The 14888-nt window shown below is 70.5% G+C and carries 15 protein-coding genes and 1 pseudogene; 8 read left to right on the top strand and 8 right to left on the bottom strand.

Annotation, left to right across the window (positions count from 1 at the left end):
• The first annotated feature begins 18 nt into the window (after nt 1-18).
• Nucleotides 19-2253: a bifunctional polysaccharide deacetylase/glycosyltransferase family 2 protein gene (locus ACZ63H_RS02710; RefSeq protein ID WP_469861438.1), complete on the top strand. Its 2235-nt coding sequence runs from the start codon at nt 19-21 to the stop codon at nt 2251-2253.
• Nucleotides 2253-3353, top strand: a complete 1101-nt coding sequence (locus ACZ63H_RS02705; RefSeq protein WP_469861436.1) for an acyltransferase family protein — start codon at nt 2253-2255, stop codon at nt 3351-3353. The genes ACZ63H_RS02710 and ACZ63H_RS02705 overlap by 1 nt, the downstream gene beginning before the upstream one ends.
• Nucleotides 3354-3393: 40 nt before the next feature.
• Here ACZ63H_RS02705 and ACZ63H_RS02700 read toward each other — a convergent pair whose 3' ends face one another.
• The 4 genes from ACZ63H_RS02700 to ACZ63H_RS02685 form a co-directional block, all read right to left on the bottom strand.
• Nucleotides 3394-3558, bottom strand: a complete 165-nt coding sequence (locus tag ACZ63H_RS02700; RefSeq protein WP_469861434.1) for a hypothetical protein — start codon at nt 3556-3558, stop codon at nt 3394-3396.
• 725 nt (nt 3559-4283) lie between these two features.
• Nucleotides 4284-4511: a ferredoxin gene (locus ACZ63H_RS02695; protein ID WP_229926847.1), complete on the bottom strand. Its 228-nt coding sequence runs from the start codon at nt 4509-4511 to the stop codon at nt 4284-4286.
• Nucleotides 4508-5698, bottom strand: a complete 1191-nt coding sequence (locus ACZ63H_RS02690) for a cytochrome P450 (RefSeq protein ID WP_469861432.1) — start codon at nt 5696-5698, stop codon at nt 4508-4510. The genes ACZ63H_RS02695 and ACZ63H_RS02690 overlap by 4 nt, the downstream gene beginning before the upstream one ends.
• A 50-nt stretch (nt 5699-5748) precedes the next feature.
• The gene (locus ACZ63H_RS02685) at nt 5749-6024 is read right to left on the bottom strand and encodes a hypothetical protein (protein ID WP_469861431.1); all 276 of its coding nucleotides are present in this window, start codon (nt 6022-6024) and stop codon (nt 5749-5751) included.
• 709 nt (nt 6025-6733) lie between these two features.
• On the opposite strand from ACZ63H_RS02685, the gene ACZ63H_RS02680 reads away from it, so the two are divergent.
• The 3 genes from ACZ63H_RS02680 (at nt 6734) to ACZ63H_RS02670 (ending at nt 9787) form a co-directional block, all read left to right on the top strand.
• Nucleotides 6734-7189, top strand: a complete 456-nt coding sequence (locus ACZ63H_RS02680) for a hypothetical protein (protein ID WP_469861429.1) — start codon at nt 6734-6736, stop codon at nt 7187-7189.
• A gap of 994 nt (nt 7190-8183) precedes the next feature.
• Entirely contained in the window at nt 8184-9257 is a 1074-nt protein-coding gene (locus tag ACZ63H_RS02675) for a DNA polymerase III subunit beta family protein (RefSeq protein ID WP_469861800.1), read from the top strand.
• Between the two features lie 20 nt (nt 9258-9277).
• A complete protein-coding gene (locus ACZ63H_RS02670) occupies nt 9278-9787 on the top strand; it encodes a hypothetical protein (RefSeq protein ID WP_469861427.1) in 510 nt (169 codons plus the stop codon).
• 192 nt (nt 9788-9979) lie between these two features.
• On the opposite strand, the gene ACZ63H_RS02665 is transcribed toward ACZ63H_RS02670, so the two are convergent.
• On the bottom strand, nt 9980-10774 hold the full coding sequence (locus ACZ63H_RS02665; protein ID WP_469861425.1) for a hypothetical protein: 795 nt from the start codon (nt 10772-10774) through the stop codon (nt 9980-9982).
• Nucleotides 10775-11929: 1155 nt separating this feature from the next.
• Here ACZ63H_RS02665 and ACZ63H_RS02660 point away from each other — a divergent pair.
• Entirely contained in the window at nt 11930-12103 is a 174-nt protein-coding gene (locus ACZ63H_RS02660; RefSeq protein ID WP_469861423.1) for a hypothetical protein, read from the top strand.
• Nucleotides 12104-12120: 17 nt separating this feature from the next.
• Here ACZ63H_RS02660 and ACZ63H_RS02655 read toward each other — a convergent pair.
• The 3 genes and pseudogenes from ACZ63H_RS02655 to ACZ63H_RS02645 all read right to left on the bottom strand — a co-directional run.
• A pseudogene (locus ACZ63H_RS02655) lies at nt 12121-12273 on the bottom strand (transposase); the annotation flags it as partial.
• 18 nt (nt 12274-12291) lie between these two features.
• Entirely contained in the window at nt 12292-12624 is a 333-nt protein-coding gene (locus tag ACZ63H_RS02650) for a BTAD domain-containing putative transcriptional regulator (RefSeq protein WP_469861422.1), read from the bottom strand.
• A 204-nt stretch (nt 12625-12828) separates the two neighbouring features.
• A complete protein-coding gene (locus tag ACZ63H_RS02645; RefSeq protein ID WP_469861420.1) occupies nt 12829-12999 on the bottom strand; it encodes a hypothetical protein in 171 nt (56 codons plus the stop codon).
• A gap of 90 nt (nt 13000-13089) precedes the next feature.
• Here ACZ63H_RS02645 and ACZ63H_RS02640 point away from each other — a divergent pair, with 90 nt between their 5' ends.
• Together ACZ63H_RS02640 and ACZ63H_RS02635 are read left to right on the top strand one after the other, a co-directional pair.
• Nucleotides 13090-13584 carry a GyrI-like domain-containing protein gene (locus ACZ63H_RS02640; protein ID WP_469861418.1) on the top strand — a complete coding sequence of 165 codons (495 nt, stop codon included), beginning with the start codon at nt 13090-13092 and terminating at the stop codon, nt 13582-13584.
• Between the two features lie 585 nt (nt 13585-14169).
• Nucleotides 14170-14709 carry a GNAT family N-acetyltransferase gene (locus tag ACZ63H_RS02635; RefSeq protein ID WP_469861416.1) on the top strand — a complete coding sequence of 180 codons (540 nt, stop codon included), beginning with the start codon at nt 14170-14172 and terminating at the stop codon, nt 14707-14709.
• Nucleotides 14710-14888 lie beyond the last annotated feature (179 nt).

Genomic DNA, 14888 nt, shown 5'->3' with positions numbered 1-14888 from the left:
CGGAATCGGGGCCACCCCATGACCACCACGACACCCTCGCGCGGCCGGCGCCGCGCCCCCAGCCGCATGGAGCGGGCGGCCGGCCGCGCCGCGGCCCTGCAACGGCCGCGGGTCATCCTCGCCCTGCTGCTCCTGCTGGCGCTGACCTGCGTCATGCTCCTGGACGGCTACCTGCGCGCCGAGGTCGGCGGCGACCAGCGCGTCCGCACCGGGGCCGGTTCCAGCGACGTGCCCGACAAGATCATCGACGGCGGGCCGATCCTCACCTTCCAGGGCGGGCAGGCCACCACCGTCTCCGTCCCGGACAAGACGATCGCGCTGACCTTCGACGACGGTCCCGACCCGACCTGGACACCGAAGGTCCTCGAAATCCTGGAGAAGTACGACGTGCCCGGAACGTTCTTCCTGGTCGGCTCGATGGTCTCGCGTTACCCGGGCATCGTCGAGGACATGGTCGAGCAGGGCAACGAAGTGGGTGTCCACACCTTCACCCACGTCGACCTCTCCTACCAGAGCGACGCCCGCGTCACCCGCGAGATCGAGCAGACCCAGTTGGCGCTGGCCGGCGCGGCCGGGATCACCACCACGCTGTTCCGGGCGCCGTACTCCTCCAAGACGGACGCCATCGACAACTACAGCTGGCCGGTCTACAAGAAGCTCGGCGAGGACGGCTATACCAGCGTCTTCATCGACACCGACAGCGACGACTGGAAACGCCCCGGCGCTTCGAAGATCATCAAGTGGGCCACGCCGAAGGACGACGAGGGCGCGTCCGTCCTCTTCCACGACGCCGGCGGCGAGCGTTCGCAGACGATCGCGGCGCTGCCGAAGTACATCGAGAAGATGCGGGCGAAGGGCTACAACTTCACCACCATCAGCGGCGTCATGGCGGAGCAGCGCAGCGCGGACCGGGGCGCCGCGCCGCTCCGGAGCGGGATCCCGCAACTCCAGACCGCCCACCACCGGGCCACCGGCGCCACCCTCTACGAGGGCAAGGCACTCATCGCGACCGTCGCCGTCGCCGAGTGGACCGTGCCCGCCCTGTCGGTGGGGCTGACGATCGTCGGCGTGGCCGTCATGGGCCGCTTCGGGATGATGCTGCTGCTCGCCCGCCGCCACTACAGACAGCGCAACAAACGCCGGTTCAGCTGGGGACCGCCCGTCACCCGCCCGGTGAGCGTGATCGTCCCGGTGTACAACGAGAAGGAGTGCATCGCCAACACCCTGGAGTCGCTGGCCGCCAGCACCCACCCGATCGAGATCATCATCGTGGACGACGGCTCCTCCGACGGCACCTGCGAAATCGCCCGCGACGCCGCCGCCGCGCTCGGCATGACCAACGTCCGGGTCATCCGCCAGGACAACGCAGGCAAGCCCGCCGCCCTCAACAACGGCGTCCGCAACGCCGGTTGCGACATCGTCGTGATGATGGACGGCGACACCGTCTTCGAGCCGGACACCGTACGGCACCTCGTCCAGCCGTTCGCCGACCCCGCCGTCGGCGCGGTCGCGGGCAACGCCAAGGTCGGCAACCGCGACACGGTGATCGGCGCCTGGCAGCACATCGAGTACGTGATGGGCTTCAACCTCGACCGGCGCATGTACGACCTGCTGCGCTGCATGCCGACCATCCCCGGCGCGATCGGCGCGTTCCGCCGCGAGGCGGTCCTCGGGGTCGGCGGGATGAGCGAGGACACCCTCGCCGAGGACACCGACATCACCATCGCCATGCACCGCGCGGGCTGGCGGGTCGTCTACGAGGAGCACGCCCGGGCCTGGACCGAGGCGCCCGGTTCCCTCAGGCAACTCTGGTCCCAGCGCTACCGCTGGTCGTACGGGACCATGCAGGCGCTGTGGAAGCACCGCAGGTCCCTCACCGACAAGGGGCCCTCGGGCCGCTTCGGCCGGGTCGGGATGCCGCTGGTGGTGATCTTCCAGATCGTCACGCCGGTCTTCGCCCCGCTGATCGACGTGTTCACCGCCTACTCGATGATCTTCATCGACTTCAAGGCGGCACTGCTGGCCTGGCTCGCGGTGCTCGGCGTCCAGTTGTTCTGCGCGGCGTACGCCTTCCGCCTGGACCGGGAGAAGTACCGCTACCTGCTGATGATGCCGCTCCAGCAGCTCGCCTACCGGCAGATGATGTACCTCGTCCTGATCCACTCCTGTGTCACCGCCCTGACCGGCGGCCGGCTGCGCTGGCAGAAGCTGAAGCGCACGGGAGAGGTCGGCACTCCGGCGGGGACGGTGTGATGGGGGCACACAGCAAGGGGGCGGTCCGCCCGGCGGCCGTCGTGGAAACGGCCGCCCGGGGGGCGGCCGGCGGCCGGGACCGCTATTTCGACACCCTCCGCGCGATCGCCCTGGTCCGTGTCGTCACGTACCACACCTTCGGCTGGGCCTGGGCCGGGCTGGTCTTCCCCTCGATGGGGATCATGTTCGGCCTGGCCGGCACGCTGATGGCGAAGTCCCTGGAACGGCCGGCGTGGAAGGTGGTGCCAAGCCGGATCCGCCGGCTGCTGCCGCCGTTCTGGTTCTGGGGCGTCTTCGTGGTCGTGGCGATGCTGGTGCACGGCTGGATGCCGGACCGGCGCATCCTCTACTGGGTGGTGCCGCTGGGCGACCCGCCGGGCAACGCCTGGGGCGAGCAGGCCTGGGAGATCCTCTGGTACCTGCGGACGTACCTGTGGTTCGTACTGATCTCGCCCCTGCTGCTGCGGGTCTTCCGGCTGGCGCCGGTCGTCGTCCTGCTCGCCTCGCTCGCCCCGATCCTGGTCTTCCAGTACGTCTGGCAGCCGCCGGACGACCGCCTCGGCACCGGCCTGCTCGACCTGGCGACGTACCTCTTCTGCTGGGTCCTCGGCTTCGCGCACCGCGACGGGGTGCTGGCGAGGCTCCGGCCCGCCGCGGTCGTGGTGCTCTCGCTCGCCGCGCTCGGGTACGGCGGCTGGTACGCCCTCGCGCACCAGGGGGAGTACGGCACCTACGACCTGGACGACATCCCGCTCGCCCAGGCGTTCTGGTCGGCCGGGTTCGTGACGCTGCTGATGTACTCCAAGGCGCGGCTCGGCGTCGACTTCACCGGGCTGGCCCGGCACCGGAGGCTGGACCGGCTGGTGACCGTGTTCAACGCGCGGGCGGTGACCCTCTACCTCTGGCACGAACTGGCCCTGATCCTGGCCGTGCCGCTGATCGACCAGTTCTGGAAGGTGCCCGCCTTCGAGGCGTACCTGCCGCTGGAGAGCCAGTGGTTCCTGTTCGGCGTGGGCTGGGTGCTGATCGCGGTGTTCGTGCTGGCGTGCGGCTGGGTCGAGGACGTCGCGGCGCGCAAGAGGCCGAGGCTCCTGCCGTGAGCCCGCCCTGAGGGCACGCATCGCCGCCGACGCACTGAAGCTACGGGCCCAGGCAGGGCAGCGCGCGGAAGGCCGGCGGCTGGTCCTCCCGCTCCCGCAGGTGGGCAGTGCGGTCGAGGGCAGGGCAGCGGGCGGGAACTTGCTTGAGCTGCCGGGCCTGATCGTCGTGGAGGCGGTCGGGGTGGCGGGTGATCCAGCTGGTCACGTCGCGCACGGCGCTTTGCGGGGCGGACCGTCGGGCGGGAAGGCTTCGCGAAGCCGTTGGACGTACCTCTTCACCACGCTCTCGCCGTGTTGATCGAGTTACGGGTACGGCGGTTCCGCTGCCGTGACCGCGACTGCCGGCGGGCCACGCTCGTCGAGCAGGTCGACGGACTCACGTTCCGGCACGGGAGGCGAGGCTCCGGGCTGCAGACGGTGCCGCAACAGGTAGGGGTGATGCCGGCCGGGCTGGGGCCCGCTTGGCCAACACACTTGCAGTCCGAGCGAGCCGGTCGACGCTCCTGCGGCTGATACACCGTGTGCCGGAGTGCGAAGTGCATATCCCACGGGTGCTCGGCGCGGCCCGGCGACCGCAGTATCGGCAAGGCGGCGTACGTACCGGCTGTGCACCCGGCCCGACACCGTCCTGCAAGGCGGGACATGCGGCCTGCTCGGCCGATGCGCGGGCCCGCACGACCACCAACCCGTCGTCGGCCGCTGCGAGCACTACGTCTCCGGCCTGGTGGAACCACAGGTCCTGGAGGAACACATCACCCACGACCGTTCATGATTCCGCTTGTGGTGGCCCTCCGCGGCCCCGGCCCCGGCACCGACAGCGATCCAGAAACAGGGTTCGGCCGTCGCCGAGACCGGCGCCCGACCGCGAGGCCGCGCGACGAGGCATCGCGGTCACGGCGGTCACGGCGGGGGAGACTCCGGACGCACCGCTCACGGGCGTGGCCCGATCAGTCGTTGCCCGGCACGTACTGAGATCGCCGTCGCCGGGCAGGAATCCGCGGCGTCCAGCGCGCGTTCGTCCTCGGGGATGTCCGCGGCGAGCGGCTCCGCCCGGCCCTCGTCGTCCAGCCGATACAACTCGGGCGCGATACCGGCGCACATACCCGATCCCATGCACAGGGCGCGATCCACCCCGGTCGTCCAGGACACCGCCCTCACCACCCCACCGGCATCTCGCGCGGACCACGGACCAGCATCTGGTCCTTCCACCGCACGTCGCCCGCGAGACGCAGACCGGGGAAGCGTTCGAGCAGGGCCCCAAGAGCCTCCTGCAGCTCCAGCCTGGCAAGCGGTGCGCCGAGACAGTGGTGCACCCCGTGCCCGAACCCGAGATGCTGGACGCCGGTCCGGGTGATGTCGAGCCGGCCGGGTTCCGCGAACTTCAGCGCGTCGCGGTTGGCGGCGCCGACCGCGACCAGGACGGGCTCCCCGGCACGGACGAGGGTACCGCCGACCTCCACGTCCTCGGTGGCGTACCTGGGGAAGCTCGCGCCGCTGCCCAGGGGCACGAAGCGCATGAGTTCCTCGACCGCGCCGTGCAGCAGCTCGGGGCTCTTGCGGAGTAGCTCCATCTGCTCGGGGTGGTCGAGCAGCGTGTACACGAAGTTGGGGATCTGTGTGGCCGTCGTCTCGTGACCGGCGATGAGGATGCCGTCGCACAGATCGACCAGTTCCAGTTCGCTCAGCCGGTCACCGGTGTCACGCGCCTCGATCAGGCCCGTCATCAGGTCGGGCCGCGGGTTGCGCCGGTGGTCCGCCACCAGTCCGGTCATGTAGGCCCGCAGTTCCTGCCTGCTGCGTTCTGACTCCGCAGCCGTCAGGGAGCTGGTGGAGAGCGCCGCGTCGCTCCAGGCCCGAAACCTGGGGCGGTCCTCCTCCGGCACTCCCAGCATGCGGCAGATGACGGCGACCGGGATCGGCAGCGCGTAGTGTTCCACGAGATCGACGGGCTGCCCCATGGCCTCCATCTCGTCGAGCAGCCGGTGCGCCAGATCGCGGACCGCCGGACGCAGTTTCTCCACTTGGTGCACGGTGAACGCCTTCGCCACCAGCGTGCGCAGCCGCGTGTGCCCGGGCGGGTCCATGCTGAGGATGCCGCTGTCCTGGCTGCCCTCCGAATGACGTGGTGCGTCGTGCCGTAGCGCCTCCGCCCTGCTGAAACGGCGGTCACCCAGAACCAGGCGCGCGTCGGCATACCGGGTGGCCAGCCAAGCGGGCTCCCCGTACGGCAGGCGCACGCGGATCAGGCCCGGTTCTTCCAGCGCCACCTGGTACGCGTCCGCCAGGCTCAGCCCGTCGGGCTCGTTGAACGGATAGGGGATGGGCTGTTCGGCCGTGACCGTCATGCCGTGACCTCCCGGTCGCTCGGTGGATGCCATTCGATGATCACGGCCGCTCACAGGCGTCGGCAACAGCGCTTTGTCAGCCACCGTGCGGCGTGCAGGTCGGCACCCGCGCGCCACGCGCCCCCGTCATCGGGTGCGGTGGCGCGCGGAGTCCCCTCGGCGCCGGCCTCCCGCTCGGCTCGGGCCGCGACCGCCCCGTGCCGGGCGCGGGCATCGCTGCGGATGCCGGCGAGGAACTGGTGGACCTCGTCGGCATCCTGCATGCACTCGATCAGGAACCCGGCCGAGATCCACGCGGTGTGCGCCCCGGCCCGCTCGCGAGGCACCACGCTTGAGGTACCGGCTCGCACCCGTCACCAGCTGCTTCCCCGGAGCTGGCCTTCGAGTTCCGCCGGTAGACGGCAGCCACCGAGGACGCGGGCGGCCTGCCGGTTGGTAGGGGCCGTACTGGCGGGGCGCCAGAAGCGCGGCGGCTTGGCTGAGGACGGCCCGGACGTGCCTCGCTCCCCGCCGCGTCGAGCGGTGTACTGATGCTGGTGCCGGTGATGACGGCCTGGTGCAGCTATGGGTCGTTGGGAGGCAGTGTCTGGTACCGCGCGAGCACGCAGGGGGCAAATGTCGACGAATCCGGCGGCACCGGCGAACTGCTTGGCCGGCTGGTCCGATAGCCGCCGACCGGCACCACGCCCGCCCGCGACGGCAAGGTCCGCACCGGTCGAACGCATTCCATGGAGCGCTAACTCCCCTTATTATGCGCTGACTTCAGGCAGTCGGGGGAGGATGATGAACGGGGAGCTGCCACTCGGACTGGTCGTGGTGATCGGCTTGCTCTGCTGGGCGATCTATGCACTGTTCGTGTCGGTGCGCAGGGCCGTCCACCGACGAGGGTTGCCGTCGTCATCACTTGCCCCCGGCCAACTAGAGGAGAACCAAGGCAAGGCCTTCCGGGAGATCTGCCGACGGGCCGCGAGTCCGGGTCCGCGCGTGGTGATGACTGACTACTTCGCCGAACGAGGGTGGAACAGAGCGGACGCCATGCGCGTCTTGGCCGAGCCGATCAAGCACAAGCTGATCAGAGTAAGTGGCTGGCGGTTCGGAGGGTACAGCGTGACCCGCAAGGGCTGGAGCGAGTACGAGAGAAAGTTCATCTGGGCAGGAGGAGAAGGAGTGCACATCTCGTCCGCGTCGGGCGGTTTCATCGTGGCGAACGTCAACAGCCCCCAGGCAATGGCGCACGGCGGCTACGGCAACCGGGCGAACGGGCCCGACATCCCACACCAGCAGCTGATCGAAGCCCTGCGCACGGACGCCCACGCGGCCACACCCGACGAGGCGGTCCGGGCGCGGGAGTACGCCGACGACCTGGCCTCGGCTGTGGACGCCCAGGACACGGACAGGACGGCGCGCATCCTGGCAAGGATCAACGCGCTGCTGTCCACAGCCACCGCGGCCTTCACCCTGACCCGGGATCTCCTGCGCCCCGGCGCGTAGGGGAGGGGCGGCGGATCCCCCGCCCCGGGCCCACAGCGCCTTCTCTCGCTCGGCGTCCGCCGGTTCCATGCCCGGCGTCCGCCCTCCCTGGTTTGCCGGCGGCGACGGCATCTCCATCCGATAGCCGGGCGCACGCCGCCGAAGTGTCGGCGCCCCTTCCTCGGCCCACTGAAGGCACGCGCCGGGGGAGGAGAGACGTCCGGCCCGGGTGGCAGCGGCGTGACGGGCCCGCGGGCCGGACGTCACCCTCTCACCGGCTCGCGCTGCCCGCCGCACGGACCGTGCCGTTTCGGCGCCGCGCCAGCCCGCCTGTGCTGCCGCCGACCGGACCGCCGCTGCGGTACGGCTCGCTGCTCCACCCTGCCGCACGCGAACTTCGTCCGCTCCCCTTCCTGCCTTGCCGTGCCCACCGTCACCTCGCTTGCGTCCGCCACCGCTTTGGACGCCCGCTCCCGGCCGCCAGGGCCCGTACTCCCCGCCCGCTACGCTGCCGGGCCCACCCCACGCATCCGCCGTCGGCCCCGCCCGGCTGCCGCCCGCCGCCGAGCCGGGCCGACGGTCCTTGGTCCGGGCGCCTTCCACGTCAGTCCGGCCGCCGCCCCGTCGTCCCGATCCTTTCGTCATCGTGCGCGGCCACGGCCCCGGCCCCGCTCACCCCGCCGTCGGTCACCGCGCAGTCTCTCTCGGCTCGGCCGCCTCCGCGTCCGGCTCGGTAGCGCCGCCTCAGTCCCGGGCCGCGCCGTCGTGCTGCATGGCCCCCGACCCGGCCGACCCGCACGACAACCACATCTCGCGGGGGAGGCACGGCTGCTCACGGCATACCCACCCCTCCTCGCCCGGCTCGCGACGCCCGCGCGCGCACCCGAACGGTCAGGGCGGCGGCGTGCGGGGCCGATGCCCCGCCGGGCAGTCACGAGATGCTGCCGGCCTCGACGTTGGCGACGCACCACGTCGCTGTTGACCTTCGAGTTGGTTGAAGCTCGATGATGGCGAGGTGCCGAATTCCGAGCTGATGCCGATCGGGGTCTTTGCCCAACGCAGTGGCCTGACCTCCAGCGCGTTGCGGTTCTACGCCGACTCCGGGCTTCTGCCCCCTGCCGAAGTAGACCCGGTCACGGGCTACCGCTACTACGCCGCCGACCAACTGGCGCGGGCAACCGTACTGCGTCAACTCCGCGAGACCGCCATGCCGCTCGCTGCGGCCGAGGCGGTCCTTGGCACCGAGACCGCAGAGGCGGCACGGCTGCTCGACGAGCATGTCGCCAAGGTCGTGGGGGATGCGGCTGCCGCACTGCAGAAGGCCGGTGTCATCAAGTCCGCGCTCGGTGCCAACGCGCCAGGTCTGCTGATCGCCACACTGAGGGGCCCCGTCCTGGCGGACGCGATCGAGCAGGTCCTGACCGCGACCGCGCACGAGCCGGGGATGCCGGTGCTCGCGGGCCTGCACATCGAGGCCAGCCGTGAGGCGATCGCCCTGACAGCGACCGACCGATACCGGCTCTCCACCCGCACCCTGGTGCCGCCAGAGCCACCGACCCACACGTGGGCCGGCACGGTTGACGGCGACGATCTGCGGGCCGCGGTCACCGAGGTCCGGCGCAGTGCGCGGGTCCGCATCGAAGCGGTGCAGCACGGGGTCTGGCTGCGCATGCCCGAACGGGCGGACCGGTACTGCCGGTTGCTGCCCGAACACTTCCCCGACCACCGGCTGATGCTCGCCTCTCTGGGCGAAGCCACCACCCGCGCGACGGTCTCGAAGGGACCTCTGCTGCGCACCCTGGAAGAACACCCCGGCGACCGCATCGTGCTGCACATCGGCGATCACGAAGTGAGCGTCCGGTCAGCACACGGCGCGCACCCCGGCATCCCACTCCCCGCGAACGTGACGGGCGAGGCCCTCCGCGCCCAGTTCGAGATGACCACGCTCTATCCCGCCGTGAGCACGGCGATCGGCCCCGACGTGATGCTCGACCTGAGGGGAAACGACCGGCCCGTCACAATCCGCTCCGCCGACCGCGGCGATCTCACCACCCTGGCCATGCCCAGCAAGTCCGACCACTCAACCTGACAACGACGACGAGGAATCCCATGACCACCACACCTGCCGACCCCGACCCGACCATGGAAGCCATCGGCCAAGCCGTCACCGAAGGCCGGACAGGCGACATCGTTTCCGCCCGTCACAGGCTCCTGAACCTGTGGTCGGCGATCGGCGTCACCGGCGACCCGCTGCACCGTTGCACACTCGCCCACCACCTGGCGGATCTGTACGAAGATCCCGCCCAGGCCCTCGCCTGGGACGTCCGGGCCCTGGATGCGGCCGACGCCGTGACCGAACAGCGCGTCCAGGAGCACCACGCCGGCCTCCACATCGCCGGGTTCTACCCCTCTCTCCACCTCAACCTGGCCGACAACTACCGCCGGCTCGGCTCCTTCGATGCGGCAGCCGAGCACATCAACGCGGCAAAGGAGCACGCCCCCAACCTCCCCCAGAACGCATACGGTGCCTTCCTGCGCAGCGCCTTGGACGAGGTCGCAGAGGCGATCTGCCAGCGAGACACCGCCAAACGGCCCTCCGCGCCCGGTCCCACTGCGTGACGCACCGGAATGCGCCCCTCACCATCGAGGGGCGGCGTCGACTGGTCGAGCGTCACCGAACCAGACCGATCGCTCACGTTGCAGCCGAGACGGGCTGGTGGCGGCCGTGGGTGTGCCGGGACGTACAGGACACCGGCGGGTGCCGCGCGGAACCGCGTCGTCCTGTCCGCCGCCGAAAGGCAAGGGCCCGCTTCACTGGGTGCCGGGCATCAGCTCCACCCGGACGTCGTCGCTGACGTCGATCACGTACGTCGTACCGGTGGCGGGCGTCCAGCCCAATGGCAGCAGATAGTAACGGCCACCCCGTTCGATGAGCCGCCGCAGGCCGGTGTACCGGTAGCGGAAGTGGGTGTCCTTGCCGAGGTCCTCGACGCGCACCCCGGGGCCCGCCAGGCTGAGGCGCTCGGTGGTCAGTACGACGACGCCTGTGCGGCTGACGATGGTGCGTCCTGTCAGTTCCGCTTCAGCCGCTCCCAAGTCGTTGGCGGCGAGCGTCACCGCCCACATGATCAGGAGGCCGGTCACCGACATGGCAGTCGTCTTGCCCACGGCCGTGGCGGCACGGCCGCCCGGACGGCCGGCCCGCCGGTGCGCGAGAGCGAGACCGAGTGCCAGCGCGAGTGCCGCCGCCCAGCCGTAGGGGTGGGTCCACCGCCACAGGACGAGGGCGAGCAGGCCGGCGGTCATCAGCAGCAGATCGGCGTGGTGAGCCCGCTCGCGGGCGCGGTGCAGGAACCGGACGACGGGCGCGGGCCGTGGCAGGCCGTTCAGCAGGTCGGGGCGGAGGAGGGCGTACGCCGTGACGGTGACGGCGATGACGACGGGTCTGCGCACCAGGTTCAGTGCCTGGATGGCCAGTTCGGGGAACCCGATGCCGAGGGTGAAGACGTCGAGCCGGAAGTACTGGTAGAAGGCGGTGAGGTAGACCGCGCCGAGATAGAACATGGCGGCGGTGATGAGGGACGCCTGCGCGGCCAGTGCTCCCACGATCGAAGTCGTGGAGCGCTCGGGCGGTGCCGGGGCGTGCCTGAGACGGGGCCCGGCGGGGCGCCGGAGAACGGCTCGCCGGACCGCGGTGGTACGGGCGTGCCGGCGCCGGCCGGGGCGGGGACCACGAGCACGCGCAGGGGTGGGGCGAGCCGTAGGGCGACCGGTCATCGGCCGCCCACGCCGCCGGTAGCGTCGCTGAACGAAGCCGGAGCGTCGCCGGGGCTGGGGCAGGCCGGATTCGACGAGCCCGGTGACGGCGAGCCGGCTGAGCTGGCCGAGGGCGAGGGGGCGGCGCTGCCTGGGCCGGAGGGCTCCGGCGAGACGCCGGTATCGAGAGGGCAACCAGGTGCCGGGGCCCTCGTTCCGTCTCCTGGGCCCCCGCTCTCGCCTCCGACGTCACCGCCGCCGTCACCGCCGCCGCTGGGATCCAACGCGCCGCCGCCGGAGTCGGGTGGCTGTTCGCTGAGGGTCGGGGGCGGCGGTACGGGGGGCACGGGGTCACCACCGTACGGCGGGCTGGTCGTCCCGCCGTCCGCCGAGGAGCCACCCGTCCCTGCGCCGGAGTCACTGTCAGCGGTCCCGCCGAGGCTGCCGGAGGAGTTCGTGCCCTGCCCGGTAGCGGGATCGTCACCCCCACCGGAGCGCCCGTCCGTCCGGGCGCCGGCGCCCGGGTCTGCGCTCGTCGGCGGCGCGGAGCGCGGGGTGCCCGAGGTGGCGGTGGGGTGCGGGACGCTCCTGTCCGCGTGCCCGCAGGCCACGAGAAGCAGCAGAGCCACGCACACTGCTGCCACCCGACCGACATGACGCGACGCCAGTATCACCATGTGCCGTTCCCCCATCCTGGGATGGTAGGGACGGGGCCTTCGCCGTGTCCCGGTCAGGACTGGCCATCTTCCAGTGGTTCACCGTCTGCGGCGCGATGAAGCGGACAGCGCTGGTCGACGCCGGGGCAGGGCCGCTCGGCGCTTGGCACGCCACCGCGCCTGCGTGGTCTGGAGCACCCGTCATCGATCGGCGTGGTGCGGAGGAAGGCTGGCCTCCGGGCCGGAAGGCGCAGCAGTCCCTCGACTGCGTGTCCCACCGTCGTTCTACCGTGTCGGGGTGATCCGACTAATCGCGCAGGACGACACCCTTGAGCTCAGTGAAGAATAGGTGACGAAGATCAAGTTCTGGCTTCTGGAGTTCTTGCCTGCTCGCACTTGCGAGGTCAGTGTGGGGCCTGGAGCCGCGATCGTGGTGCCGGACCAAGACCGCGGTCTTGACGATCTCACGCCGGTTCTCCTCTCGCAGTTGGAAGCTATCGTCGGCTGCGCGCTGCTCGCCTGACTTCCTCGCAGTTCCCCTCACCTGTTCAGCCGGCGGTAGCTGTTGAGGGCTGCGGCGATGCCGACACGGGCGGGGAAGCGCTCGGCCTTTTGCTCGTAATGGCGGTGCGGCCTTCGGCATCTGGCCAGCCAGGAGACCGTTCTCTCGACGACCCAGCGGTGTCGGCCGAGCCCGATCACCAGGCCGCCTCAGCCGAGCAGTGCCGGTGCGCAGTCGTTCGCCAGGATGGCCTGGTGGGCGCTGCGCAGCATCGGCCCGGGGCCGACGCAGAGCTGTTCGCGCAGCAGAGTGCAGCCCGCGTGGAACGTCTTGAAGGCCTCGGCCTGCCGGTCACTGCGGTGCAGGGCGATCACCAACTTGGCCCGGAACGTCTCCAGCAACGGGTGGGCTCCCACCAGTTGCGTGAGCTCGATGATCAGTTGCCGGTGCCGGCCCAGGTGGAGATCCGGCCGGGGCGACGCATCCGCGACGTCGACCAAGGGCGCCGGCCGGGCAGCGACAAAGAGAGCCCGGCCCACCATCCCGCCGCCGCACTACGCCGCGGTTCCTCGATGTAGTACCGCCTATCCGCGTGCCTCGCCCCGGGTGGCCCCTTGCCCCCGGCCTGGGCTGTGCTCCCTGCCCGCCGGCCCGTCGGGCGCAACCGCTGGACGTGCGGGCTGGCCTCGGCCGCGAGGTCGTGATCGAGCCCATCAGCACAGTCGGTTCGGCGGTGTTCTCGGCGGTCAGCTCCAGGCGCAGGGTGTGGGTGTCGTCCAAGCGGTGTGCGGCGGCTCGGGTTCGGGCGCCCGCTCCTGACTCTCAGCCCTGGTGGCCACCACGTCGAGTTCGTCCGGGATGTCGCCGACATTGCGGGCGCGGACGGCGCTGAGCACACGGCGTCTGGCCGCGATCATCCGGCAATGCCGGCCTGCCCGAGCGATGAGTTCTCGGCGTGCGTCAGGTCTAGATGTGCTGAGTAGCCTTGGAACGTGAACGGGAGTGGCATGAGCGGTCATGGAACTGACAGTGGGGCCAGTTTCCTGGAGCCGCACTGTGTGAATGTGGACCCGGTGACGACAGCGGTTGTCCGTGGCGTCGTTCCGGTGGCCGAGCTGAGGGACTTTTTCGATGCCTCCTTCGGTGCCCTGGCCCGGGTCGTCGAGGCCCAGCGGATCACCACGCTGAGCCCTGCCTTCGGCCTTTACCACGGGCCGCCGGGACACACCCTGGACCTGGAGGTCGGGTTCGTCACGAGCCGGGCGGTGCGGCCGGAGGCCGGGGTCGTGGTCGGTTCACTTCCCGGGGGCCGGGTCGCGCGGCTGACGCACTACGGGTCCTTCGACCGCCTCGGGTCTTCCTGGGAACGGCTGCACTTCTGGATGCAGGCTCGGGGACTGCCCGGCCGAGAGGACAGATGGGAGACGTATGTCACGCAGCCGTCCCCGGACATGGACCCGCGTGACCTGCGTACTGAGCTCAACTGGCCACTGGCGGACTGACAGTCCGCTGGAGGATGCGAAGCGCAGACGAGGAGGAGTGCTTCCCCCCTCGGGGAGAAGCACCCCGCCTGCTGGACCGCCGAACCGGCCGCCCGCCGGGCCCCGTGCGGATACAGGCGACGGACGGCCTGCCGGACTCGATGCGCTAGCCAAGGAAACGCCCCGGCTTGTTCCGGATGCGGCAGACCGCACGACCGGGGCGCTCGGGGCGGGTTCGGGCCACGCGCGCCGGAACACCCCCGCGTGGGCACGGAGGACCGCAAGGTGGCGGCCGGCGTCGTCACGGCGACCGTGAGGTGCTGGCGGCGATTGTGCTCGTGGCGACGTCGGACAGGAAGCGCAGAGAGAGCCGGACACGTCGATGCCCGACGGGTAGACGAGCATGCGAAGCCTCTGGTGGAGACGGTTCTCTTGGCCGAAGACGCATCTACCAAGAGCTTCGCCGCGTTGTCGGCCCAACCGGTCGGCTACTCCAGAAGTTGGAAGAGCTCACCGCCCTGATCATGGACGCTGACCGACATTCAGTCGCTGCACGCCACCAAAAGCCATGGCAGGGGTCCAGCCCCCGACGTAGGGTCAGCCGACATGGCCGGTAGTCATCACGACAAGCACGTCTTTCCCGAACTCAGAACCAGCGTCCACGGATTGACGTTGTGTGTGCTCACCGCTGAGCAAGCCGATGAATATTACGCGCTCATCGACCGAAATCGCGAACACCTCACCCAGCACGGCGACTACCAGGCGCTGGCCGCGTCGGACTACAGGACGGCACATGCCGAGCTGCTCAACGACCCCAGCCCGTCCCTCCGCTGCGGCGTCCTCCTTCACAGCACCCTTATCGGCCGCGTTGACCTTGTGGCCGTCAACCCGCCCAAGTACGGCTTCGGATACTGGCTCGACCGCGAAGCAACAGGCCATGGGTACGCCACTGCAGCCTGCCGTGCGGTGATCGAGTACGGAGCCACTATGTTGGGCGCCACCGACGTGTTCGCGGGCGTCACCCACGGAAATGCAAAGAGTGGCGCCGTGCTGACCCGGCTCGGCTTCAAGGTCGCCGAGGTCTTCGAGACCTACACCCGATACCACCTGGCCCTAGTCGCCTCACCCTGCGCATATCGTGCGTAACGGTGTGATCGGACCGAACCGGCCACAGTGAGGTGAATGGCCCAGACGCGGCTGGCTGGCCGGTGGTTGGCCGTCGATGCCGGTGTGGGGTCGGTGGTAGTTGTACCAGTCGAGCCGGTCGGGAAACGCTGCCTGGCGTTCGGTGGCTCGACGAACCGCTCCGCAGCCACTCCCGGCCT

This window comes from Streptomyces sp. NPDC104831, assembly GCF_055583025.1.
This window is presented reverse-complemented; position numbering and strand designations above follow the sequence as displayed.